We start from the raw sequence: 22407 nt of genomic DNA, 5'->3' as shown, positions 1-22407 counted from the left end.
TTAAAACTTAAATATCCAGCCCCAGTTCGGCCAGCATCTTCATGTGATTATTCATAAAATATTTGGTTAATCTGTATTGTTCGGTATCTTTGTATGCAATCGGGTGGATTCCTTCAGGAGATACCTGATAGATGTCCGCATCCGGGTAAGCCATCAAGATAGGCGAATGTGTAGCGATAATAAATTGGGAAGACCGATCCACCAATTGCTGAATACGGACCAACATATTCATTTGGCTGATCATGGAGAGCGCAGATTCCGGTTCGTCGAAAATATAGAGCCCGTTTCCATGCAGACGATTGTGCAAAAGGGCCAAAAAGCTCTCGCCATGCGAACGCATATGTAGGGATCCACCATATGCCCCTTGAACGAGATAGTCATCTACCGCGGTGGCTACATTGTAAAAACTCTCCGCGCGCAAAAAAAAACCATCTCTATTACGATATGCTGTACGTATAAGCTGGATGTCTTCGTACAACACAGAATGGGAATCTTGCGTAGAAAAATTAAAATTACGGCTCCCGCCCTCGGGATTGAAACCGGCATTTATGGCAATGGCCTCCACCAAGGTAGATTTTCCCGATCCGTTCTCTCCAATAATGAAAGTGACTTCTTTGCGCAAGTTCAGCTCTTCCAGATTGATAATGGAAGGAATACTATAGGGATAAGTTGTACGGCTCTCTTGCGGCCTGCGATTACGTATCTTGCTGATATAGATCATATATTCTTTATGATGGCAAATTTCATTCGTACGGAAGCCTTCACCTGCTCACGGGTTAATGCAAATGCTACGTATTAAATGATGCCTTCTTTCCTAAGCAATGCTTCCAACGTGTGAAATTTGGCTGTCATTTGTTGAAAGTCTTCCTCTACCAAGGGGAAAAAATCGACAGCTTCCACCACATTGTTACTTAATTTGGAAACAGTAGTTTTTTCTATTATTTTAAAGTCCACCTGTATAATGGTATCGGAAGGTAGGGTCAGACTAAACCGTTTTCTAGGAATAATACGCTCTTCAGGCTTTATTTCCCATCCCTCCAAATCGACGTAATAATATCCATACCTCTGATAGATCAGAACAGCTGTCCATGGCTCCGCAGAAACAATAAAAGTTCGGTCACTACATCGTATTTCAAATCCTTTCATTTTAATCTTCCTTCTTTAATTAGAAACTCTTTTAAATTTTGATATGCAGCGAGCATATGCTGTCTGTCAATATCGCCTCTCTCTACAACGGAACTCACGACCTCTATCTCCGTCGCCATTATTTCAATCTTGTCTCCGACGTGGAGGTTAGCTTGCTTCCATTGCAAAGAAACTCCTAACTCTTCATCTTCGCCATTGATATCGATACCATCGTTGCTGGATAAAGTAATTAAGACAACGCCGGCGTAGACTGCAGCCGTTATTTTTTCCTTTTTTATTTACGGTAATTTCAAAACCCTTCATATAACTGATTTATAAACTGGACAGGTGTTTATCATGATAGATTAGGTATCGTCAAATTAAACCTTCTTCCATCAATTCGTCTCTAAGTTGATAGTATGATTCCAGCGCTACGCTATCCATCTCTTCTTGGTTTGTATAATCCAAAACATCTATTGGGCTTAACTCTTCATAAATATTTTGATAACTTATTTTCAATTTGTCTTCGAAAGATAAATTGTCAGCGCACCAGGTATACGAGAGCATACCCGTCTTATCCATGCTATTAAAGAACACCTGAAGTTTCCCATCTTTGTGTGACACAATAACACCGGTACTCCCGTCTTGGATACCGCCCATTATAGCTTTATGATCATTGATAGATAGTTTAAATCCTTTCATAATAGTCCCCTTTGTTTTAAATCCTGCTCTAATTCAAGGAAAACCTCCCGTTTAGATTTTTTATCTATCTTTTCTACTGTTACTGTTTCCAAAGGCTTGCTTACCTCATTTGTTTCCATAATTTCTAACTCTAAAACATCGCCGATATCTATCGTAGAATCCAACCATACATCCTGTGTAAGAGAATCTTTGTTCAATGAAATCGCATACAAGAAGCCAACTCCGCCATTGTCATAGACATGGATAGTGGTATTTTCCTGCTGCGATATTGGCAACACAAAACTCTCGTTCTTAAAAGTCAATTTAAAGGCTATCATAACTATTTACGTACATATATAAGCTAAACATGAATGGCATTAAGTGCTACAAAAACCATTTTTTAGAAAAAGCAATCGAATGTTCTCCTTATAACAGCCCCTTTTTGATTAATATATTTTGAAGCTTATAAAATTTATCAAGCAGTCGGCTATGGAATTCTTCGTTATTTTCTTCCAATAACGTTACAGATTCAGGAAGTTCAGCTTTTTCCGTGACGGTGCTTGATAAGGTCTTATTTTCATTCCCTACTATGTTAACTTCTATCGTCTCTCCTAACGCTATTTTAGTGTCTAACCATTTATAAGACATTCCGGTCCCATCAGGATTCCTCTCCGTTCCCCCAACTTCGACAAAATACGTCCCATAATCTTGGTATAGGAAAATTGTCGACAGGAACGCTGTTGAAATATTGATCTCTTGGCCCTTATAGTTAATTATTATTCCATTCATTTGATTAAACCCTGTTTAGTGAGATACCTTCTTAAATGATGATACTCGGTAAGCAACGTCTGCACATCTCTATCCTCAGATTCAGCATCTACCGTATTACATGCAACATCAAGCGCGGTGACGGAAATTATGTCACCCGCACTGAGCTCGAACTTTCCCCAGTCCAACTTCTTTCCGGAAACATCATCGACGCCGGTAATTGTTAAGCCTCCCTGATCGTTGTGTATAACAATGAGTAGCATACCTAAGTCTACTCCAACGCGAAAAATTCGCTCATTTATGTTTATTTCAAAACCTTTCATAATTTACAACCAACCATTCACGATACATCTAACGTCCCACCGACCATGATTTCCTATACAATAACCATAACAACTGCTGTAATCCATTTTTTGGCTTTGTGATAAACGACTATTTTTGCGAATACAAGCTTGAAGGTATGGCTGACATCTTGCGTGATAATCAGGTGTATCCCACTCATTAACAAACAAGCCGTCACAATCCAAAGTGCACTAGCGGTAGGAGATTTGTATTAGATCATTCCTTCCTGTTTTAGTATGGCTTCCAGTCTTTTAAACTTCTCCAATCTCTTTTGTAGTTGCCACTCTTCGTCATCTACTAATTCTCGATATGCTAAATCCACATGTGAAAAATCTGGATTTTCTAAAACTTTGCCGGTAGCCTTATCAAAACTGGAAATCGACAACTCGAACACCGTTCCTACTGCAGCTGTTTTCCAAATAGAAAGATATTCAGACTGCAGAATTAGCGTGTCTTGATTTAAGCTTAGATAAACATCGGCAGGAATTCTGTATTCTTGACCGTCCCAATTCGTCATTATCCCAATCATATTTTATTAAATTAATCCTCTTTTTTCAAGCTCTGGCTTCAGATGTTCATATTCTTCTTTAAGGCTAGCAAGATCTTCAGCGGGAGTAACTTTCGGTACCGTGCCCGCCTCAAGGTCCTGAACTTGGATGTCAATAGAATCGCCCTCTTTCAAAACTTTTGCTTCCCATGCAAACCGATTGTTTTGCTCATCCCCCCCATACATCAAAAGATGATACCTATTGTCTATTTTGGTCAAGATAACATGGCTGAAAAAGCTATGGAGTGTTATGGCAGCATGACCATTGATTGCAATTTTAAAACCTTTCATTTTTATCAATTTTATCTATAAGGATTTTTAAAATCCGTGCTACATCTCCATTGGCCATTTGACCGGTTACATTGATTCAAGCATTCGGCACATTTGGACATACTGGTGCCGGGTTTGCTATTTACCTAGGTCGGATGATTAGCGGGGCTTTGACATACAGAAAAAATTTGTGAACATCGCCCAGTGTTATCTAATATCCTATTTACACACCGAGTAATTATATAATGCACCTATCGCCGCTCCCGCAGCTCGTGTCACCCCTTACCGCTTTTTCGCCCACAGCGTTGATATAACCAATAGCTATGGCAAATGCCGACCGCTCTGCTCTACAATTCCTCGATCCTCCGCCATCACCGTTCTCGAAGAATGATTTTAGCCGCGGCACATTACTTCGAACTAAATCGTTCCTTCTTCTTTCAATATCGCTTCCAGCCTTCGAAATTCTTGCATATCCTGACGTAACTGATAATCATCGCCCTCAATCAATTTTTCATGTTCAAAATCTACTTCAGAAAAGTCATTATCTTGGGACAACATTTCCGAAGGCCTATCGATTTCCACCAGTTCAAATTCGTATTCGATGTTTTCCTCTAACTTTTGACGCGAATGGATATACCCGCCACCTTCTAAAATAAACCCATCGCGTGGAGCGGCGATACATAGTACTACGGCACAGGGTATTCTATAATCCCTTCCGTTGCGCTTTGTGATTAATCCTTTCATAGTTTTATTTATAATAGTCCTTTCTTTTTAAGTTTAACCTTAAGTCTGTTATAAGATTCCAGCAATACAGCTCTTTCTTTTGGATTACTGGCTGCAGGAGGAGAAACGTTTTCTATTTTTGCAATCTTAATCCTTATTTTGTCTCCGATCTTTAACTTCTGGTCGGGCCAATTGATATAATTGAATGAGGAATCTGAACCTACCACAGATAAAGAACTCTCTTCGCTTGATTCCCCAGGGTCTAAAACCACTATTAATGTATTATCAGTGGCTACATTAAGTACTTTTTGTGCGCTACCAATAGCTATTTCAAATCCAATCATTTTAAAATTTATTAAGAATTACGACTACGTGATCAATCCCTCTTCTTTGAGAATACGTTGAATAGCAAGATAATTTAACATACTGTCATTCAATATTGTCTCATATTCATGATCACTAATCTCCACGACATCCGAAAAAGCCATTTTTTCAATCATTGGCGCTGAAGATTGCTGAATATCTCTTATCTCTATCTCTATAAGCTCACCGATAGACAAGGTTGAATCAAGCCAATAAGAAAACTCTGCCTTATCGCGAGCTCCTTCTTCCATTCCGTAAACCCGCATATGAAATTGATCGTCTTTTTGATTAATCATAATTATGCCGTTATGTTTAGGCGAAATATTGATCATGCGACCGGCATATCTTATACTAAAGCCTTTCATTTTATTTTTCCCTCATCTTTAAGAAGTTTTTCCAAACGGTAATATTCCTCCAGAAGCGCTGATTTGTGCATTTTTGTATAGTAGCTTTCCGCAAGGTTATTCAACTTCTCGGAAACCATAATCTTAATTTTATCGCCATCATTAAGCTGCGGAATATTCCAATTAACTTGAAGTCCTCTGCTAGTATCAGAACCTGTAATGCTCATACCATTATTCGTTTCAATCAATAAAACAATAGTGCCTCTTACAACGCCGATACCTTGTTTTTGATCGTTCACTTCAATATCTAATCCTTTCATAGGGCAATTAATTTAAAGGACAATTAGCATAATCCCAATATCCCTGACTTGTACAAAAGAAACAACATTGATCACACTGCATTTTTATCCTTATTCCGTTTACATACTTGTGTCCCCTTGTTACGCATTTATTCAGCAATGGTCTACAATGATCTAAGTCTTCTTTTTTCGGACATGTTATCACCTCATATAACAAAACTCCTGCGACAAAAACGGTGGCAACAGACATCACAATCTCACCGGCAGGAGTCGGCTCTTCAACAGCTATAACCCATCCCGTGGCTAAAAATTTACGGCATGCGGCTCCCCATCCTCCTCCGCCATCACCTTCCTCGGAGAATGATTTTAGCGGCGGGACATTAACCATTGATAGATTGCTCGATCAGCCCCTCCCTAAGAAGATACGCTTGCAATGCATAAAATTTTGCTAGTTGCTGGGCATACATCTCCTTTAACCCATCTTCACCCAAAGGGACATCCACAAACGCGGCTTCCTTTTGTGCCGCCTCTGTGGATAGGTGTTCCTCTATGTCTACAACCTCGAATTCTATATATTCGCCGACCTCTATTTTTTCATCAATCCATTTGTGGATAGTTTCTTTGGAATCCAAACCAGAGACCTCAAGATGAAAATAACCAAACCTTTGGTATACGAATATCGATACGGGAAAATCAACCGTTACATAAGAAATATCGTTCCGGAATCGCATTTTCATTCCTTTCATTTTAGAAGCCCTTTCTCCGTAAGCATTGTCTTTAAATCATTGTATTCTTTCAAGATTGCTTCGTTTTCCATCCTTTCCTTCAACACCGGCGGATTTGTGCGATCGATGTCAGCAGCTGTTATTTTGACTTTAATACCATCTCTAAGTGTAATATTACTCCATTTTAAACGCTCTGCTGAGTAAAAATCTAGGCCATTTATATGAAGATCCCCCCCGATATCAACCCCGATAACAACCACCCCATTTCTTACAGCTATGTCAGTTTTTTGTCTATCAATTTTAATACGAAAACCTTTCATTTTGTACTATCAGTTTAAAGGACATGAACGATGGTTCCAATATCCATTAGAAACACAAAAGCTTCTACATGGAGCACATTCCATTTTGACTGGTCGCCCATTAACAATTTTATACCTCTTTTCAACACATCGAATCGCCAAGGCTTCACAATCGGGCCCACTGGATGTTTGTAACAAACAAGCAGTCACAATCCAAAGTGCTCTGGCCGCAGCATATGCACTTTGCTTCACTACATGTTTCACACCGTTTATAACGATTTCTGAGCCCACAGCAATTGCCGTTGCCGACTCAGTCTGTTTACACTCCCCGGTATTACCTCCCGAACCACCATCCCCATTTTTTGAAAAAGACTTGAGCCTAGGATTATTTGACGAAAATAATCCTGTAGGAGCCATTAGCCCCTCCTTCTTTAAGCTATTAATTTCTTTTAAACCATAATACAATGCGGCTGATAGGTTAAAAAGCCGTTCTTGTTCAATCTCCGGCAACCTGTAGATCTCTTCATTTAAAATTTTAAGTTTTTTGAAAAGTGCTTCATCTGATTTACTGATCCTATATTCATCCAATATCTTGTCAATAAGTCTCAGCTGGGCATCCGTTAGCGCACTAAAATTCTCAGGGGGAACCCTACTTTCAAAAGTGAAGTTGGCTTGTGTAGATGTTGTTTGGACTACTCTAGGGATATCCTTATACAACTCGGTGATGACCTGTTTTTTAATGACAGGAGATGTATTGACCCTTGTGTAGTCGATTCCTTTTTTACTGAAATTAAGCGCAATGTTCCTTATTTCTTGTGCCACCGCTTTCCCATACGCTTCACTTTCTTTGGGTAAATGGAGTGCCGATGCATTTTCATCCGGCAGTTCAAGGCCTTCCTCAATCTTCGAACAGCTTTGCGTAAAGGCCATAAAGCACGTAAACGCGACTAAAAATAGTTTTCTCATCTGGTGTGTTTCAAAGTGTTTGTCATGATAGATTATGTATCGTCAAATTAAACCTTCTTCAATCAATTCGTCTCTGAGTTGATAGTATGATTCCAGCGCTACTCTATCCATCTCTTCTTGGTTTGTATAATCCAAAACATCTATTGGGCTTAACTCTTCATAAATATTTTGATAACTTATTTTCAATTTGTCTTCGAAAGATAAATTGTCAGCGCACCAGGTATACGACAGCATACCCGTCTTATCCATGCTATTAAAGAACACCTGAAGTTTCCCATCTTTGTGTGACACAATAACACCGGTACTCCCGTCTTGGATGCCGCCCATTATAGCTTTATGATCATTGATAGATAATTTAAATCCTTTCATAATAATCCCCTTTGTTTTAAATCCTGCTCTAATTCAAGGAAAACCTCCCGTTTAGATTTTTTAATTATCTTCTCTACTGTTACTGTTTCCAGAGGCTTGCTTACCTCATTTGTTTCCATAATTTCTAACTCTAAAACATCTCCGATATCTACCGTAGAATCCAACCATACATCCTGTTTAAGGGAGTCTTCGTTCAATGAAGTAGCGTATAACAAGCCAACTCCGCCATTGTCATAAACATGTATAGTGGTATTTTCCTGCTGTGATATTGGCAGCACAAAACTATCGTTCTTAAAAGTCAATTTAAAAGCTATCATAACTATTTACGTACATTTATGAGATGAATATGGAGGCCATGTTCCTTGAACTAGACAATATCGTAAGCAAATATGACAGCCATTTGGAATAGATGATTTACAACCTGCATATCTCAATTGACAATAACTTTGATTTGGGTTTCCACTTGTGCCTGATGTTCTACAAGTAATCACCTCATATAACAAAACTCCTGCGACAACAACCGTAGCAACAGACATCACAATCTCACCGGCAGGAGTCGGCTCTCCAACAGCTATAACCCATCCCGTGGCTAAAAATTTACGGCATGCGGCTCCCCATCCTCCTCCGCCATCACCATTCTCGGAAAAAGACTTCAACCTCGGCATATGTGTATTAAAACCTCCTGCCGTAGATATATGCCCTTGTTTTTCAAGACGCAGTATCTCATTCAATCCATAATACATGACTGCTATTACATTGAATAGTCGTTCTTGCTGAATTTCAGGAACTTTCTCCGATATTTTTTTTACAATAGTAGATAATTTTTCGGTAAGATCTTCATGAGATGTACTTCGTTCACACGCTTTTACAATTCGCTCCACGAACTCAATTTGGATCGGTGTCAGGTTATTTATTTTTTCAAAATAAACTTCCGGAGTTGTTTGTAATCGATTGATTGAAACCTTCGTCCGCGCTACCGTAGGGCTAGCCTTATAAATATCCTGATAAAACCGGGTTCTAGATTCAGGGGAGCCACCCGTAGTCGAGAGATCTATATCCATTTTGTTACAGTTGTTCACGATCCCTCTTATTTCTTGTGCCACCGCTTTCCCATACGCTTCACTTTCCTTGGGTAAATGGAGTGCCGATGCATTTTCATCCGGCAGTTTAAGGCCTTCCTCAATCTTCGAACAGCTTTGCGTAAAGGCCATAAAGCACGTAAACGCGACTAAAAATAGTTTTCTCATCGTCTATAGATTTAAAATATTATAATTATGGATTAACATGTGCAAGGATATTAATATGAAGATTGGGCTGGTTCAGAGCGTTTGACGAAATAAAGATGTCTCGAGTTAGATCACCCTGATCCTCCGGTTTAAAATAAAACCGTGCGGTATTCGATTTTTTTCCGTGGATAACGATCCCCTCATCAGGCCCTTCCAAACGTACGCAGCTACAGCTCATATTGATCTGTTCAATGTGAAGCGGCTCTTCCCCATCGTTGTGCAGTACAATATCGATGGGTACGTCCTGCCCTATGTTCAAGTTTGACAGGGTAATGCTTTCCTTTTCGGTCCGGATACGGGGAGCTTTCGCCAAGCTAAAATCCGGATCGACAACCTTTTTGGCGGCAATAAATTCATCTTTATAAAGTGCTAGTGTTCCAGATGCTTCCCATGACAATAATCTTTGTGCATTTCTTAGAGAATAAGTAGAGTCTTGGCTCAACAAAGCGGCTTTAAACAACAAATATTCTATATACGGGTATTGCAATGTATCGGCAAGCGGCACGTATTTCTTCCATTTAAAATCCCCTTGGTCTATGCTATGGCTAAATGTCCATGCCTGATTTAGAAAAGGAACTACTGCTTGCTTATTTTTTTGAAATCTATTCGGCCAATGATACGCTGTGATGTGTCGATTTGTGATAGCCTCATTGGTATACAGAAAACTCTCCTTTGCGGCTCCGGGGATCAGGTCAATGAGCTGTCCGTCTGGCGAGAACACACAGGCTAGCGGCAGGGAAACTGGTGTCAACCATTTTATGTACCGCGCACTTTCCTCATCACGGATATCCAAAACGGTGAACACGGCTTTTTTGGCTAGGTAACCATATTCGCCTTTTAGTAATTGGATGTACTCGTTGGAGAGTTCCTGCGCCGAGTCTGTGAGCACCACACAAAACGGCTGCTCTTTTTGCTGGGCAATCTGCTGCACCTCTGCAAAAGTAAGATGCGCTCGTACAGCTGGGTTGTTCGCTGTGCAAGCAACAATCATCATAAAAACACCGCATAACCAATAAATTTGTCGCATACCTTTTGTCGCTGGATTTTTTAAGAATAATTTAACGTATTTCCCTTCTGTAAACGCTAATCGCTACTCGTTGTAAATAAACTGTTGATTTCCTTTTTCATCAATGGTAAACAGCATCTCTTCTTTTCCTTTTGTATCATTTTTCAGCCAATAAAGCTTATTGACATACATATCTTTGAATGGCAGATAGTTCCCCGCAGCTTTCTTTGTTTCGATCGGCGTCCACCCTATGTTTGCTGTCCAAGTATATAAAGTATATACATCGCCCACATCGATACCATTCTGCTCGTTCAGCGGACAAACGCGCACTCTGTCTATTACCTGCGCTTCTTTCAGGTTCAACGAAACGGATGGATATGCGCTGGGTGCTGTCTGGACATTGCCGTCATACTCGGCTTTCGCTGTCATCTCTGCCAGTGGGCCGTCTAGAACCCACACCGAGTCATCCTTTTTAGGAGGCCCCGGAAAATTCGGCAGCTTGGGAGCCACAGCAATATTCTCGTAACCGTAACGTGCTCTGCTTAGGAAATATACCTCCGCCAAGTGTAGGTTTGGCCTTTCCGCGGGCGCTAAAATTTTATAGAATTGATAGGGCCTGTTATTATTTAGATATAAGTCTTGCCGGTAAGGTGTCAGATCATGTTTCAAAAGGTATAGCGTATCTACACTCCCATCGCCAAAATCATAACGATCGGACGCCAAGACCGCAGTTCCTACCAAGGCCGCTATTCGCTCTTTTGTATGCTTTTTTACTGGATATTTTCGTAATAAATTAACAGATAGTCTGTTGCTCGATCCTACATACTCCCGCTTGGACATAGTATGGTCAATCATCTGCACCATGAAGGGGTTTCCAATAGGAGAAAGGCCTCGCTCTTCATCATAGCGGCATGGAAAGTACAACCGCTCTGGAACCACCTGCGCAAAAAAATGCCCTTGCCTTCCGTTGGTTTTCCCCCAAGTAACGGGGACCAAATCACTTCTACTGCTAAAATTACAGAGGTAGATAATTTCATTATCATGCTCTTCCGCAAATTTAACATGAAGTTTACCTGTTTTATAAAATTGGCTGGTGATATCCGATATGAGCGGGTCTCTTAAATTATCGGGAATATCAAATGGATTTTCAGAAAGATTAAAGGGGCTGTTGGGGGCATGCTCGTATAAAATACGATATATATTCAAATTTTGATCATCCGGTTGGTATCGCTCATCTATTTTTACAGGGTAATAATAGCCTCCCTCTAGAGAAAACGCGCTATAGTTGCCCAATTGCGATTCAATAAAATTAAAGGAATGTATGCCATTTAACGACTTAAACCCGCAGTAATAGGCTACGCCGGTAGGCACGCCGAATGCATTTAAACTAAAGGCTCCGAAACTGGATACATCAAAGCAATCCCATCCTGCTACATCGGTGAATAGCAATTCTTCAAATCCGAGTTTTTGATCAAAAGGATACTGCCCACATAGATACCTGAAATTATCTACCGTGGTGTGGTAGAATTTGACAACCTCAGGGACATTGCTTTTCTCAACTTGCGGTAAATACTTTGAAAAGAATGCACTGAAATATTTATTGGTTTTTCGTATGGGGTATCCCACAGTGTTTTCAAATGGAATAAAATATTGCATAAATTTTTCAAGACTTAGGTCGCTAACAAATTTTATTTGCTCACGGATGAAAAAAGCATGATCGACGTGCTCAATAATGTGTGCGGCTGTGATAAGCTCTTCAGCGGGTCCAATCTGTACCCGGGGTTTGAGCTTCTTAAATCCGACAAGCGCGCTATCCACGCTTTTTCTGAGCTCGTTTAACCTGCCTTTGAAATCACCCGATGATAATTCATCTAAACTTCTACCTTTAGCCAATGCATAGTAGCAAGAGTCTACATAATGCATTCCTTTGTGCAGCTGATCCTCGTTGTCGACGACGATCATGGTATGTAAAGAAAGACTTTTTGCTAAATAATGTACCGCTGCAACCTTTTCTTTGTCAGATCCGTAATGCTGGATGACTTTCTGTAGTTCGTCTGTTATAGGAGAGGAGCCGCTACAGCCATGTCCAATAACAACCACAAACACAGCGAAAGACAGCGACATTACCTTGATCTTTCGTATTAATTTATACATTGTACAGACTTTTAATTAACCCTGGGCAATCCTGTTTATATACTGGTCGCAATCCAACAAATAACTATTCACATAGTCAATTTGGTAAATACAAAACGATAATACAAATATATTTTTAAACTTAAAAGAATAATTTAAAAACAATCGTTTGCATAACGCTGATTAATGAATGATTAAAACATAAAATATGCTCAATGAGATAAAAACAGCGAAAGATTAACATAAAAGACATCATTATTTAACCATAGGTGATACACCTATACTATTGCATTTTCCAGCTTGTCGCGAAAAGAGATGCTGCCATTATGGGATCATGCAGCAGATCAAAAAAGAAGCCTTATTTATCGAAGGTCTTGGGATGCCCCAAGCCTGAAAGAAAATCAAAACGGTATAATTAATCGCCTAGCAAAAAGAAGCAGCTAGGCGGCGAAAACGGTATACAACAATACGCTGATGCCGACAATTGCGCAGTAATAGGAAAAGTAGACAAGTTTGGCCTGTTTCACGAGTGCAATCATCCACTTACAAGCAATTAGACCACAAACAAATGCCGCTACAAAGCCCAACGCAAGGGCGGAAGCAGACATCGCTTCGGCAGATTCCAAGCTGGAATTGCCCGCCGCCCCGTCCAATATCTTCTTTAATGATGCACCCATTATCAAAGGGAGAACCATCAGGAAAGAAAACCGTGCAGCGATGGTGCGATCTATTTTTAGCATAACCGCTGTGGCTATCGTGCTTCCGGATCGTGAGAGCCCAGGGAGGATTGCAGCCATCATCTGCGCTGCGCCAATCCAAAAAGCTTTGTACACAGAAATTTTTCCATTATTGGAACGTTGTCGATCCGCAAAATAAAGCAGCAAGGCCGTAATCAGCAATGAACAGCCTACCACGCTCAGATTCGAAAACAGCGCTTCTAGCGTGTCCAGGAAAAACAACCCGGCGATTGCAGCGGGAATCATGGATATGATCACATAAAGCGTGAAATTTATAGCCTGCCTATCGTTAAATTTTAGCAGGCCTTTTAAGATCTGTATGATATCGGACCTAAAAACAACGATGGTGCTTAATGCCGTAGCACAGTGCAATACGATCGCGAACGTCAGGTTCTCCTCGCCGAAGTCAAGACCGAGAAGTTCCTGTGCGATAACGATGTGACCGCTGGAGGACACCGGTAAAAACTCTGTAAACCCCTGAACTATTCCTACGATGAGTGCTTTTAATTCCTCCATATTATGAATTTTACCCGTAATTGCTGTGCTGCAAACTTAGAAGTTTTTTTATGGATGCAGCCCGTTACCCTCCATTTCTTTTTTTCTGACGCAGTACATACAGATAAAGGCTCTCTACTTTCGTTCTGGCCCAAGGCGTCTTGCGCAAAAACTTAAGCGAAGAGTTGACACTAGGAGTGTCGGTAAAGCATTTTATCTTGATTTGCTCGCCAAGCTTGTCGAAGCCACCAAAGTATTCCAGCAATTCCTCCAAAATTGTATCCAGCCGTTTCCCATGCAACGGATCTTTAGATTGTTCCATACCGCTAAAGTTAGGACTATCTTTTAAATAATCCTATCCACCGCGACCCGCTTTTTCTATAAATCAACATACGGAAGGAGCATACTAGGGTATCAAATCACGCCAATTTTTTCTTAAAACACGAAAATTTTTGGCGCAATTTGATACCCTTTTTGAGCAAAAACAGGTCACCTCTTTAGACTAAAAACATGCTTTATCCTATCAAAAAGCGTATTTATGTGGCGAACACACATACTTTACCCATAGAATATGCATTTCACTACGCATTTGCCTCAAATGTATATGCATCCGCCTTAAATGCAAACACATCTGCCTTAAATGCACACGCATCTGCCTTAAATGCACACGCATCCGCCTCAAATGCATATGCATCTGCCTTAAATGCATACGCATCCGCTTTAAATGCACACGCATCCGCTTTAAATGCACACGCATCTATCGCTAATGCCTATGCAGTCAAGCCTTTTGCCTACTGAACTCACTTGCATGCATAGGTATCTGTATCATTTACCTTGTGAAAAGGCACCGCTGCGTCCTCATCTTAACTGATGCCAAACCCTTTAAAGCAAAACTGTTGCGAATCTGATCAGGCATCAGGCCACTACCGCCGGGAGAGTTGTTTGTCGAGCTCTAGCGCCGCGCTGATAAGCCCGAGGTGTGTAAAAGCCTGCGGAAAATTCCCCAGATGTTGTCCCTTCTTGCTGATCATTTCCGCAAAGAGTCCCAAATGATTCGCGTAGCCGATCATTTTGGCGAAGTTTTCAACGGCTTCTTCCAATCGGCCAGCCTTGGCAAGACATTCGATATACCAAAAGGAGCACATGGTAAAAGTACCCTCTTCCCCCTCCAGTCCATCGATTCCCACCTCTTCGTTTTTATAGCGGTATACCAACACATCCAGACGCAGCTCCCTATCTACTGCTTCCAACGTCTTGATCCAGCGTGGCTCCTCGGGTGTCACAAAGTGAAGCAAAGGCATGAGCAGCACACTGCCATCAATCGTGTTCGACACCTGGTCGCCCTGCTTAAATTGCGCCCACATTTGCTTTTCCTCATTCCAAAAGTTGTCAAAGATGTCTTGGTAAATTTCGTTCCGGACGGCGATCCATTCGCCAACGGGAAAAGGAAAAGAGCGGTTCTGTCCTATTTTGATAGCCCGATCCATTGCCACCCAGCACATCAAGCGTGAATGCAAAAATTCCTGCTTCTCATTCCGTATCTCCCAGATACCGTGGTCCGGTTCGCGCCAGCGTTCGATAACAATCTTAATTTCCTTGCAAATGATTTCCCATAGTTCAAAGGTTATCGGCTGGTGGTATTGGTTGTAGATATAGATGGTATCCAATAGCTCGCCATAGATGTCCAGTTGCAACTGGTTGTTCGCTTCATTACCGATGCGTACAGGTCCAGATCCTTTGTAGCCTTCAAAATGCTCGAGTATTTTCTCTTCGAGATCCCATTCGCCATCGATTTTATAGAGCAAATGCAAATCCCGGTTTTTATCCTGTTCGATAATCCATTTCAGAAACGCCGACGATTCCTTGGTAAAGCCCAGCTTTAAAAAAGCATACATCGTAAAGGCTGCATCACGGATCCACGTAAAGCGGTAGTCCCAATTTCGGTCTCCCCCGAGTTCTTCGGGCAAGCTGAAAGTAGCAGCCGCTACAACAGATCCGAATTGTGCTGAGGTCAATAGCTTCAAGGTAATGGCCGATCGCTGCACCACTTCTTTCCAACGGCCGCTGTATGTCGATTGGTTGATCCAATTGCGCCAATAGGCAATGGTACTGAAGTAGGTTTCCTTTGTATAGTAGGATATATCGTTGTATTTGGTATCGCCATTGGACGAAAGTTCCAAGATCACAAATGCCCGCTCGGATTCTTTCAGTGAAAATTCTGCATAGACATCCTGATCATCGATTTCCAGATCAAAGCTGGCCATAAAGCGCATATCTTCTTGATCCGCATCTTCAGTTCGGAACAACAAAGTATCCTCATCGCGCTCAATGCGGTGCTTTTTCTGTGCGTAATCAAAACGTGGCTGAAGCTCTAATCGACAGGTGACGTTGCCACGAATGGATTTTACTTTTCGCACGATCGAATTGCAATGGCCATCTGCGGTCTCGCTCAAAGGCATGTAATCCGTAATTTCGACGATACCTTCTTCCGAAAAGAAACGGGTGATCAACACGGCCGTCTCGGGCAGGTACAACTGCTTGTACTGCATGTTCTTCATGAGCGGGCGTATGGAGAAATAGCCCCCTTTCTCGTGGTCTAGTAGGCGCGCAAATACACTGGGGGAATCAAAGCGGGGAAAACATAAAAAATCGATCGATCCGTTCATTCCGACAAGGGCGGATGTATGCATGTTACCTATGAGACCATAATTTTCAATAGGCTGATAGTTGTGCTGTTCAGTCATATATTTTCACCAATTTATAGGAACGCCGGGCTCCAATTTACCAAAAAAATCAAACGTTGTGCACGCGGCACAGCAGACAACTTATGCGAGAAAGCTGTCTAACCATTTAACCCAGTGCATGTTTAAACGTTAACAATTAAGTAGGATGGTTGTTCAAATTATTTGAAACTAGCGTGATATTTGGCTTAAACGATAGGCGCGATTAACCAATGGTAAATTATTAAATCTATTCTCAAAAAAGTGAGGTATTTTAACGTTACATACCGCGGTTCGGATAATGAACTATGCTCCCTAGCATTGATTACACTGCAAAAAAAACAACATATTGCCGGCTATTTGGCTATATCGCCCAAGATCATCTACACAAAGATAGCAACTGTAGACCCTTCGCTACAACCTGTAGTCAGCGATCTACAAAAATTTTTAATTCTCAAAAACAACCATTTATTACTATCTAATTCCGATAGATTTGTCCTTATCAAAAGCGTACCGATCACATGAAATCGACCGCGCTTGCAACGTAAACCAAAACAACACACGCTTGGATGGATCCGACGCTAATTCGATTTATCTCGATGTGCATGATTCGAAGCGTGTTTTGAAAAGGTGATACTGGGATTACTAGACAAAAGGTTGAACAACGCAAACAGCATATCATGAAACTAAAGTATCAAAACCCAAAAATTGAGGTGATAACCATTCAGATGGAAGAGGATATTGTGAAGTCGTCCGTCCTGCCGCAAAACAAGAATGGTGTGGTCGAGCAGGAGTGGGATGTCCAAGACACCGAGTACAGGACGATCGACCTAAACGACATCTAGATGAAAGCAATAAATCAATTTGTTATGACTAGAAAAAGATTAATACGGAATGGAATAGCGCTGATCATGTTGCTTATTTCTGTTTCCTGCGGGAAAGAAATTGTTTCCGAAAGTTCTACGAATGCCAACGTGACCATCGAACTGCTGGGTTCAGAGATGGAATCGGAAAGCACGGGCGCGATGCAAAGTGCGAACAATGCTTCCAGCGGAACAACGCATGGATTGAAAGCCCAGACAGCGGCATATTCAGGCGATGCATCAACGGATGGTTTAGCAGAACAGACCAAAGTGATAAGTTTGGAAAATGACTTCCTTTTGGTAGCGACTTTAAAGCAGCGCGAGGGCAGCACATCTACCGCAAGCGGAACGGCGGTAAAGGGATTGAAGGCGTCGGCCAAGAATAACAGGTCGGCTATTGTCAGAACACCTTTGGGCACCGGCGTCAAGTATCGCGTATTAGCATACCTTGGAGACAATTTCGTTTCCCAAATGGACTATGAGGCCGGAAAAAGCCCTTCGGGCTTTACTAACTTGGTTGTTGGTTCGACGTACACCTTTATTGCCTATTCGGTAAACAGCTCGGCAGCGCTGCCCGAAGTCACCAACCGTGCTAAGCTGTCTACAGCAACATTTACGAGCAGTGAAGATCTGATGTACTTCAGAAGCACACTAAAGGTAGCCAGCGGCGACAACTATTTAGGAGTGATCCTCAAACATCAATTCAGCCAAATTACCATGACAGCACGTTTGACGGACGGTACGCCGGGAGAAATTGTTTCATTAACCAATGTGCGCTTTACAGGTCAAGGAGACAGAGCCGCTACACCGCGTAAAAGCGGCACGGTGAAATGGAGTGACGGAAGCTTGACCTACAGCACGGATACCACATCAGTAGCGGTGAGTATTCCGAATTTAGGTGGGGGATTACGTACGGTGACCGCAGCACCCACCCTATTGATATCACCACGGATAACAACGGTGGACGTTGCCATAGGCAACCTGCTGATCAACGCAGTTATCAATGGCAAACAGGTATCCACCGTACGGAACAACTTGATTATCGAAGATTTTGTCATCGCTCCTTACCAAAAATACGACCTGGTGCTGCAGATCAAAAACCCGTGTACCGAACCAACGGGCGACGACACGTTCGAATGGCGCAGTCAGTACGGAGACGTGAAAACGAACACCCTGTATGCTAGCGGTGCAAACTACGGGTATACGTTCGATATTTACGAGCTGGACAACTCCTTCAATATGGAAATCAATGGACAGAAGCTGGCTACCAAAGAGATTCAATTTGAATATACCACGGCCACAAACCTACCGAAACGTAATGTGCGGTTTGCCGATGGCAGCATTTGGGGATCAGGTGGAGTATCCCAGATTTGGAACATTGTAGGCAACCGTGATTATCCATCGGTCAAATTAGTGATCAGCTCGAAAGGTGAGGTCTCCCTTTTCGGAAGAAAAAACAACACCGACAGAGCGCTGTATCCGATCGTCTTTACAGACGACACGAAGTTTAATCAGATTACGTGGAATACCAGTGCACAGAATAAAGTGGTGGTCACGCAATCCGTTATAAACATCACCGTTATGCACGGCAGAGGTTACGGGGTGAAGGTTATCCCTTGTCCATAGTCTGGCGCGGCGAAAGGCCGGCGCCGGAGGTGCGGAAAACATAAATCAAAAGATATAACAACGTATCGGGGGCATGATCATGGATCGTGCCCCCGATACGTTTTGGCCTGTCATGGTGGCTAGAGCAAGCAGCAACGCCCAAAAACCTATGCATCAATTTGCTCTTTTTTGCAGCATATACACTATGGCCAGTTGCGCATTACAAAGTAGCCAAGAATAACAATGGACACGACTTTAATAGCCCATTCACCATACAGGATTTTGCGCCACCGAAGCAAAAAAACAGAAGGATGCTGGACACAACGGAACAGAAACCCGGCTAACAGGTAAGGTGCGAAGGGAAGGATGAGCGCATTCTGTTGCGCAGCTTCGCCAATTCGGCCATGCAAGAGCGCATGGATAGCCCGTTGCGATCCACATCCAGGGCAGCTCAACCCGGTCAAGGCTTTGAATGGGCATTTCGGAAACCATGCATGCACCATCGGGTCATAGCGATAGTACAGATAGAGCATCGCTCCAAGCAACGCCAATCCTACACAAAAAACGACAACATTGCCAGTCCGGTAGCGCACAATTTAGTAGTTGTAGTCTCCGCCACCCATGAGTGCCCCAAACATGGCAAATCCGAAAATCAAAAAGTAGAGCAACCACAAGGCGATACAGGACCCGATATTGATCCACATCCATTTTTTCGCGCTGGCAGCATCCTGTTCTGCTCCCAGATAATCTCCAGCATAGTACTTTTTTTCCACACGGGTTGCGTAGATGATGGAAGGAATACCCAAGGGCCAACAACAAAAAATAGTCGTCAGAATAGTCTCTATTAGGTAATTCTTTGGCGGCCTTCCCTGCTGCTGGGCGAATACTGGAGGACGGGGGCTGCTAAATTGTGGAGGAACCGACGAACTGCCAGCGGTGTAATAGGGTTGCTGTCCCGTGGCGATAACGGAAGCCAATTCGGGAACCTGCCGTGCAACAACCCAATTTGGTAGCCCTTCTGTCCAAACGTAGGTATCGCCCGTGATCCCTTTTCCTTCCAACTCTTCTGCCGTGAAAGGCCCAAATGTATTGGTTCCGTCGGTATAATGAAATTTTTGCATCGTAAAGTGGTATATTAGTATAAATATAGTAAAATCTTTTTTTCAATAACGCTAAAATTAATGGCAGACAATCAGATATGGGCATTGGGTAGCATTTTATTGGTAGGCATCCTACTCATTTGGTATGTATTTAAGTATGTGGGCAACAAAAAATACCGCAGCACACAGGTGCTGGACGCCAGGTTTATCCGCAGCGTACTAGCGCAAAAGGTAGTTTTTTTTCAGAGATTGGATGCTACCGCACAGGATCGGTTTGTGGAGCGGGTGAGTTACTTTCTAGCGACAACGATTATCTCTGCCGAGAAAGGCGCACAGGTCACCGACAAAGACCGGATACTCGTAGCGGCGGGCGCCACTATTCCGCTTTTCCATTTCCAAGACTGGTCATACGAAAACTTGGATGAAGTCTTGATCTATCCAGGTACATTCAATGAGAAATATGATACTGACGCACCCGACCGAATGGTTTTGGGTATGGTAGGGGAAGGTGTAATGAACCGGAAGATGATCCTTTCTCTGCAATCGCTAAGGGCAGGATTTGGGGAACAACCGACAGCGGGGAACACCGCCATCCACGAATTTGTACACCTCATTGACAAGGCAGATGGCGATATCGATGGCGTACCAAACTATCTCATACCAGACGAGCTGGTGCGGCCTTGGCTGCAGGCCATGCATAAAAATATGGAAGCCATACGAAAAGACCGCTCCGATATCCGGGACTACGCAGCAACCAATGAAGGCGAGTTTCTGGCAGTCATATCGGAATATTTTTTCCAAAAGCCCAAGCAGCTGGCCATTGACCATCCGGAGCTTTATCAGCTATTGAACGAAATCTATTCCAAACCTGCACCGGCAACAAACCTGTCAGGCTCCAACAGCTGATCTATATCGCGCATATAGCCCCAAAATACGAAAGGCCCCATGATGGAGCCTTTCTTTTTTACTTTTGAGAGAGATGCACGACTTACATCATGCCACCCATGCCACCGCCCATCGGAGGAGCACCAGCAGCAACTGGATTCTCTTCAGGTTCGTCGGCAAGGACACATTCTGTTGTCAATAGCATCGATGCGATAGACGCCGCATTTTCCAATGCCACACGTGAAACCTTCGTCGGATCGATCACACCTGCTCCGATTAAGTTTTCGTAAACATCTGTACGCGCGTTGTAACCAAAATCTGCCGTACCTTCTTTTACTTTTTGTACAACAACCGCACCTTCGATACCGGCATTGTTACAGATTTGGCGAAGAGGCTCTTCTATAGCACGTTTGATGATTTCTACACCAATTGTTTCATCTTCGTTGGCACCTTTAAGATCGGTAAGGGCCGATGTTGCACGAATAAAGGCAACACCACCACCTGCAACGATACCTTCTTCTACTGCTGCACGAGTAGCATGCAACGCATCGTCCACACGGTCTTTCTTCTCTTTCATTTCTACTTCTGTTGTAGCACCAACATAAAGCACGGCAACACCACCTGACAACTTCGCCAAACGTTCTTGCAATTTCTCACGATCGTAGTCAGAGCTTGTCGAATCAATCTGAGAGCGAATTTGTGCAACACGCGCTTTGATGTCTTCTGCATCACCAGAACCATTGATGATCGTGGTATTATCTTTATCCACGGTCACTTTCTCTGCTTGGCCTAAGTAAGATAGTTCAGCGTTTTCCAATTTGAAACCTCTTTCTTCAGAGATTACCGTACCACCTGTCAAAATAGCGATATCTTCCAACATCGCTTTACGGCGGTCACCGAAACCAGGAGCTTTAACAGCAGCTACTTTCAGGGATCCACGGATTTTGTTCACCACCAATGTCGCCAATGCTTCACCGTCCAAATCTTCCGCGATGATCAGTAATGGCTTTCCTGTTTGTACCTGTTTTTCCAAGATCGGCAACAACTCTTTCATATTGCTGATCTTTTTGTCGTAGATAAGGATATATGGGTTTTCTAGGTCTGCCTCCATTTTATCGGAGTTTGTCACGAAGTACGGCGACAAATAACCGCGGTCAAACTGCATACCTTCTACGGTTTTTACTTCTGTCTCGGTACCTTTAGCTTCTTCTACAGTGATAACACCATCGTTACCGACTTTCTCCATGGCCTCTGCAATCAAAGAACCGATGACATCATCGTTGTTTGCAGAGATTGTTGCAACTTGCTTGATCTTGTTGTTGTCAGCACCAACTACTTGCGACTGTGATTTCAAATTCGCTACAACAGCTGCCACAGCTTTATCAATACCGCGCTTTAAATCCATGGGGTTTGCACCGGCAGCAACAGATTTCAAACCTGGAGAGATAATGGCTTGTGCCAACACAGTGGCCGTTGTCGTTCCATCACCTGCTTGATCAGCTGTTTTGGAAGCAACCTCTTTCACCATCTGCGCACCCATATTTTCTAGCGCATCCTTCAAATCTATTTCCTTTGCTACGGAAACACCATCTTTCGTGATCATTGGAGATCCGAATTTTTTCTCGATGATCACGTTACGTCCTTTAGGACCCAATGTTACCTTCACTGCATTTGCCAATGTGTCCACACCTTTTTTCAGTGCGTCACGTGCTTCTACATTATATCTTACTTGCTTTGCCATTTTTTTTAACTATAT

Annotated in this window: 29 protein-coding genes; 3 read left to right on the top strand and 26 right to left on the bottom strand. The window is 42.5% G+C overall.

The genetic code is table 11. The annotated features are described in order from the left end of the window. Positions 1 to 7: 7 nt before the first annotated feature. From IE165_RS10425 to IE165_RS10315, 23 genes are all read right to left on the bottom strand, one after another. Positions 8 to 721: an AAA family ATPase gene (locus tag IE165_RS10425; protein WP_189626565.1), complete on the bottom strand. Its 714-nt coding sequence runs from the start codon at positions 719 to 721 to the stop codon at positions 8 to 10. Positions 722 to 795: 74 nt separating this feature from the next. Next, positions 796 to 1146, bottom strand: a complete 351-nt coding sequence (locus tag IE165_RS10420; RefSeq protein WP_189626564.1) for a hypothetical protein — start codon at positions 1144 to 1146, stop codon at positions 796 to 798. A gap of 354 nt (positions 1147 to 1500) precedes the next feature. Beyond that, a complete protein-coding gene (locus IE165_RS10415; RefSeq protein ID WP_189626563.1) occupies positions 1501 to 1827 on the bottom strand; it encodes a hypothetical protein in 327 nt (108 codons plus the stop codon). Then, positions 1824 to 2144, bottom strand: a complete 321-nt coding sequence (locus tag IE165_RS10410; RefSeq protein WP_189626562.1) for a hypothetical protein — start codon at positions 2142 to 2144, stop codon at positions 1824 to 1826. The genes IE165_RS10415 and IE165_RS10410 overlap by 4 nt, the downstream gene beginning before the upstream one ends. An 88-nt stretch (positions 2145 to 2232) precedes the next feature. Further along, positions 2233 to 2595 carry a hypothetical protein gene (locus IE165_RS10405; RefSeq protein WP_189626561.1) on the bottom strand — a complete coding sequence of 121 codons (363 nt, stop codon included), beginning with the start codon at positions 2593 to 2595 and terminating at the stop codon, positions 2233 to 2235. Next, positions 2592 to 2837, bottom strand: coding sequence for a hypothetical protein (locus tag IE165_RS10400; protein ID WP_189626560.1), 246 nt, complete (start codon positions 2835 to 2837; stop codon positions 2592 to 2594). Before IE165_RS10400 ends, IE165_RS10405 begins: the two co-directional genes overlap by 4 nt. A gap of 290 nt (positions 2838 to 3127) precedes the next feature. Then, complete coding sequence (locus IE165_RS10395) at positions 3128 to 3445, bottom strand: hypothetical protein (protein ID WP_189626559.1); 318 nt, start codon at positions 3443 to 3445, stop codon at positions 3128 to 3130. Between the two features lie 6 nt (positions 3446 to 3451). After that, positions 3452 to 3754, bottom strand: a complete 303-nt coding sequence (locus tag IE165_RS10390; RefSeq protein ID WP_189626558.1) for a hypothetical protein — start codon at positions 3752 to 3754, stop codon at positions 3452 to 3454. 396 nt (positions 3755 to 4150) lie between these two features. Beyond that, entirely contained in the window at positions 4151 to 4477 is a 327-nt protein-coding gene (locus IE165_RS10385; protein WP_189626557.1) for a hypothetical protein, read from the bottom strand. Between the two features lie 8 nt (positions 4478 to 4485). Further along, the gene (locus tag IE165_RS10380) at positions 4486 to 4800 is read right to left on the bottom strand and encodes a hypothetical protein (protein WP_189626556.1); all 315 of its coding nucleotides are present in this window, start codon (positions 4798 to 4800) and stop codon (positions 4486 to 4488) included. Between the two features lie 24 nt (positions 4801 to 4824). After that, the gene (locus IE165_RS10375; protein ID WP_189626555.1) at positions 4825 to 5184 is read right to left on the bottom strand and encodes a hypothetical protein; all 360 of its coding nucleotides are present in this window, start codon (positions 5182 to 5184) and stop codon (positions 4825 to 4827) included. Further along, a complete protein-coding gene (locus tag IE165_RS10370; protein ID WP_189626554.1) occupies positions 5181 to 5483 on the bottom strand; it encodes a hypothetical protein in 303 nt (100 codons plus the stop codon). The genes IE165_RS10375 and IE165_RS10370 overlap by 4 nt, the downstream gene beginning before the upstream one ends. Before the next feature lie 359 nt (positions 5484 to 5842). Further along, entirely contained in the window at positions 5843 to 6199 is a 357-nt protein-coding gene (locus IE165_RS10365) for a hypothetical protein (protein ID WP_189626553.1), read from the bottom strand. A 5-nt stretch (positions 6200 to 6204) separates the two neighbouring features. Next, complete coding sequence (locus IE165_RS10360; RefSeq protein ID WP_189626552.1) at positions 6205 to 6507, bottom strand: hypothetical protein; 303 nt, start codon at positions 6505 to 6507, stop codon at positions 6205 to 6207. A gap of 9 nt (positions 6508 to 6516) precedes the next feature. Continuing rightward, positions 6517 to 7452 carry a hypothetical protein gene (locus IE165_RS10355; RefSeq protein ID WP_189626551.1) on the bottom strand — a complete coding sequence of 312 codons (936 nt, stop codon included), beginning with the start codon at positions 7450 to 7452 and terminating at the stop codon, positions 6517 to 6519. Between the two features lie 42 nt (positions 7453 to 7494). Beyond that, positions 7495 to 7821: a hypothetical protein gene (locus IE165_RS10350; protein ID WP_189626550.1), complete on the bottom strand. Its 327-nt coding sequence runs from the start codon at positions 7819 to 7821 to the stop codon at positions 7495 to 7497. Further along, the gene (locus IE165_RS10345) at positions 7818 to 8138 is read right to left on the bottom strand and encodes a hypothetical protein (protein ID WP_189626549.1); all 321 of its coding nucleotides are present in this window, start codon (positions 8136 to 8138) and stop codon (positions 7818 to 7820) included. Before IE165_RS10345 ends, IE165_RS10350 begins: the two co-directional genes overlap by 4 nt. 6 nt (positions 8139 to 8144) lie before the next feature. Next, positions 8145 to 9068 carry a hypothetical protein gene (locus tag IE165_RS10340; protein ID WP_189626548.1) on the bottom strand — a complete coding sequence of 308 codons (924 nt, stop codon included), beginning with the start codon at positions 9066 to 9068 and terminating at the stop codon, positions 8145 to 8147. Positions 9069 to 9093: 25 nt separating this feature from the next. Then, entirely contained in the window at positions 9094 to 10101 is a 1008-nt protein-coding gene (locus IE165_RS10335) for a DUF1573 domain-containing protein (RefSeq protein WP_189626547.1), read from the bottom strand. A gap of 96 nt (positions 10102 to 10197) precedes the next feature. After that, positions 10198 to 12267, bottom strand: a complete 2070-nt coding sequence (locus tag IE165_RS10330) for a hypothetical protein (protein ID WP_189626546.1) — start codon at positions 12265 to 12267, stop codon at positions 10198 to 10200. A 419-nt stretch (positions 12268 to 12686) separates the two neighbouring features. Then, positions 12687 to 13499, bottom strand: a complete 813-nt coding sequence (locus tag IE165_RS10325; protein WP_189626545.1) for an undecaprenyl-diphosphate phosphatase — start codon at positions 13497 to 13499, stop codon at positions 12687 to 12689. A 64-nt stretch (positions 13500 to 13563) separates the two neighbouring features. Next, a complete protein-coding gene (locus IE165_RS10320) occupies positions 13564 to 13800 on the bottom strand; it encodes a VF530 family protein (protein WP_189626544.1) in 237 nt (78 codons plus the stop codon). A gap of 601 nt (positions 13801 to 14401) precedes the next feature. Further along, complete coding sequence (locus IE165_RS10315; protein WP_189626543.1) at positions 14402 to 16222, bottom strand: glycoside hydrolase family 15 protein; 1821 nt, start codon at positions 16220 to 16222, stop codon at positions 14402 to 14404. Positions 16223 to 16878: 656 nt separating this feature from the next. Here IE165_RS10315 and IE165_RS10310 point away from each other — a divergent pair. Both IE165_RS10310 and IE165_RS10305 read left to right on the top strand, forming a co-directional pair. Further along, entirely contained in the window at positions 16879 to 17043 is a 165-nt protein-coding gene (locus tag IE165_RS10310) for a hypothetical protein (protein WP_189626542.1), read from the top strand. 24 nt (positions 17044 to 17067) lie between these two features. Next, complete coding sequence (locus IE165_RS10305) at positions 17068 to 18687, top strand: hypothetical protein (RefSeq protein WP_189626541.1); 1620 nt, start codon at positions 17068 to 17070, stop codon at positions 18685 to 18687. A gap of 182 nt (positions 18688 to 18869) precedes the next feature. Here the strand turns inward: IE165_RS10305 and IE165_RS10300 are convergent, their stop codons facing one another. Together IE165_RS10300 and IE165_RS10295 are read right to left on the bottom strand one after the other, a co-directional pair. Next, a complete protein-coding gene (locus tag IE165_RS10300) occupies positions 18870 to 19259 on the bottom strand; it encodes a DUF2752 domain-containing protein (protein ID WP_189626540.1) in 390 nt (129 codons plus the stop codon). A gap of 3 nt (positions 19260 to 19262) precedes the next feature. Next, positions 19263 to 19787, bottom strand: coding sequence for a CD225/dispanin family protein (locus IE165_RS10295; RefSeq protein ID WP_189626539.1), 525 nt, complete (start codon positions 19785 to 19787; stop codon positions 19263 to 19265). 60 nt (positions 19788 to 19847) lie between these two features. Between IE165_RS10295 and IE165_RS10290 the strand changes: the two genes are divergently transcribed. After that, positions 19848 to 20672 (top strand): M90 family metallopeptidase, encoded by an 825-nt coding sequence (locus IE165_RS10290; RefSeq protein ID WP_189626538.1) that lies wholly within the window; start codon positions 19848 to 19850, stop codon positions 20670 to 20672. An 82-nt stretch (positions 20673 to 20754) separates the two neighbouring features. On the opposite strand, the gene groL is transcribed toward IE165_RS10290, so the two are convergent. Then, on the bottom strand, positions 20755 to 22392 hold the full coding sequence (gene groL / locus IE165_RS10285; RefSeq protein ID WP_189626537.1) for a chaperonin GroEL: 1638 nt from the start codon (positions 22390 to 22392) through the stop codon (positions 20755 to 20757). Positions 22393 to 22407: the final 15 nt, after the last annotated feature.

It is taken from the genome of Sphingobacterium griseoflavum (genome assembly GCF_014653155.1).
Lineage (GTDB): Bacteria > Bacteroidota > Bacteroidia > Sphingobacteriales > Sphingobacteriaceae > Sphingobacterium > Sphingobacterium griseoflavum.
Note: the sequence above shows the minus strand (reverse complement) of the source record. Positions and strands in the feature narration are given on the sequence as shown.

Bases quoted from the DNA above. Each gene is read 5' to 3' on its own strand.
- IE165_RS10385 (WP_189626557.1), bottom strand. From the start codon at position 4,477: ATGAAAGGATTAATCACAAAGCGCAACGGAAGGGATTATAGAATACCC.
- IE165_RS10375 (WP_189626555.1), bottom strand. From the start codon at position 5,184: ATGAAAGGCTTTAGTATAAGATATGCCGGTCGCATGATCAATATTTCG.
- IE165_RS10305 (WP_189626541.1), top strand. From the start codon at position 17,068: ATGACTAGAAAAAGATTAATACGGAATGGAATAGCGCTGATCATGTTG.
- IE165_RS10425 (WP_189626565.1), bottom strand. From the start codon at position 721: ATGATCTATATCAGCAAGATACGTAATCGCAGGCCGCAAGAGAGCCGT.
- IE165_RS10315 (WP_189626543.1), bottom strand. From the start codon at position 16,222: ATGACTGAACAGCACAACTATCAGCCTATTGAAAATTATGGTCTCATA.
- IE165_RS10420 (WP_189626564.1), bottom strand. From the start codon at position 1,146: ATGAAAGGATTTGAAATACGATGTAGTGACCGAACTTTTATTGTTTCT.
- IE165_RS10380 (WP_189626556.1), bottom strand. From the start codon at position 4,800: ATGATTGGATTTGAAATAGCTATTGGTAGCGCACAAAAAGTACTTAAT.
- IE165_RS10330 (WP_189626546.1), bottom strand. From the start codon at position 12,267: ATGTATAAATTAATACGAAAGATCAAGGTAATGTCGCTGTCTTTCGCT.
- groL (WP_189626537.1), bottom strand. From the start codon at position 22,392: ATGGCAAAGCAAGTAAGATATAATGTAGAAGCACGTGACGCACTGAAA.
- IE165_RS10295 (WP_189626539.1), bottom strand. From the start codon at position 19,787: ATGCAAAAATTTCATTATACCGACGGAACCAATACATTTGGGCCTTTC.
- IE165_RS10350 (WP_189626550.1), bottom strand. From the start codon at position 7,821: ATGAAAGGATTTAAATTATCTATCAATGATCATAAAGCTATAATGGGC.
- IE165_RS10365 (WP_189626553.1), bottom strand. From the start codon at position 6,199: ATGAAAATGCGATTCCGGAACGATATTTCTTATGTAACGGTTGATTTT.
- IE165_RS10335 (WP_189626547.1), bottom strand. From the start codon at position 10,101: ATGATGATTGTTGCTTGCACAGCGAACAACCCAGCTGTACGAGCGCAT.
- IE165_RS10320 (WP_189626544.1), bottom strand. From the start codon at position 13,800: ATGGAACAATCTAAAGATCCGTTGCATGGGAAACGGCTGGATACAATT.
- IE165_RS10355 (WP_189626551.1), bottom strand. From the start codon at position 7,452: ATGAGAAAACTATTTTTAGTCGCGTTTACGTGCTTTATGGCCTTTACG.
- IE165_RS10340 (WP_189626548.1), bottom strand. From the start codon at position 9,068: ATGAGAAAACTATTTTTAGTCGCGTTTACGTGCTTTATGGCCTTTACG.
- IE165_RS10395 (WP_189626559.1), bottom strand. From the start codon at position 3,445: ATGATTGGGATAATGACGAATTGGGACGGTCAAGAATACAGAATTCCT.
- IE165_RS10360 (WP_189626552.1), bottom strand. From the start codon at position 6,507: ATGAAAGGTTTTCGTATTAAAATTGATAGACAAAAAACTGACATAGCT.
- IE165_RS10415 (WP_189626563.1), bottom strand. From the start codon at position 1,827: ATGAAAGGATTTAAACTATCTATCAATGATCATAAAGCTATAATGGGC.
- IE165_RS10290 (WP_189626538.1), top strand. From the start codon at position 19,848: ATGGCAGACAATCAGATATGGGCATTGGGTAGCATTTTATTGGTAGGC.
- IE165_RS10390 (WP_189626558.1), bottom strand. From the start codon at position 3,754: ATGAAAGGTTTTAAAATTGCAATCAATGGTCATGCTGCCATAACACTC.
- IE165_RS10325 (WP_189626545.1), bottom strand. From the start codon at position 13,499: ATGGAGGAATTAAAAGCACTCATCGTAGGAATAGTTCAGGGGTTTACA.
- IE165_RS10400 (WP_189626560.1), bottom strand. From the start codon at position 2,837: ATGCTACTCATTGTTATACACAACGATCAGGGAGGCTTAACAATTACC.
- IE165_RS10405 (WP_189626561.1), bottom strand. From the start codon at position 2,595: ATGAATGGAATAATAATTAACTATAAGGGCCAAGAGATCAATATTTCA.
- IE165_RS10310 (WP_189626542.1), top strand. From the start codon at position 16,879: ATGAAACTAAAGTATCAAAACCCAAAAATTGAGGTGATAACCATTCAG.
- IE165_RS10370 (WP_189626554.1), bottom strand. From the start codon at position 5,483: ATGAAAGGATTAGATATTGAAGTGAACGATCAAAAACAAGGTATCGGC.
- IE165_RS10410 (WP_189626562.1), bottom strand. From the start codon at position 2,144: ATGATAGCCTTTAAATTGACTTTTAAGAACGAGAGTTTTGTGTTGCCA.
- IE165_RS10345 (WP_189626549.1), bottom strand. From the start codon at position 8,138: ATGATAGCTTTTAAATTGACTTTTAAGAACGATAGTTTTGTGCTGCCA.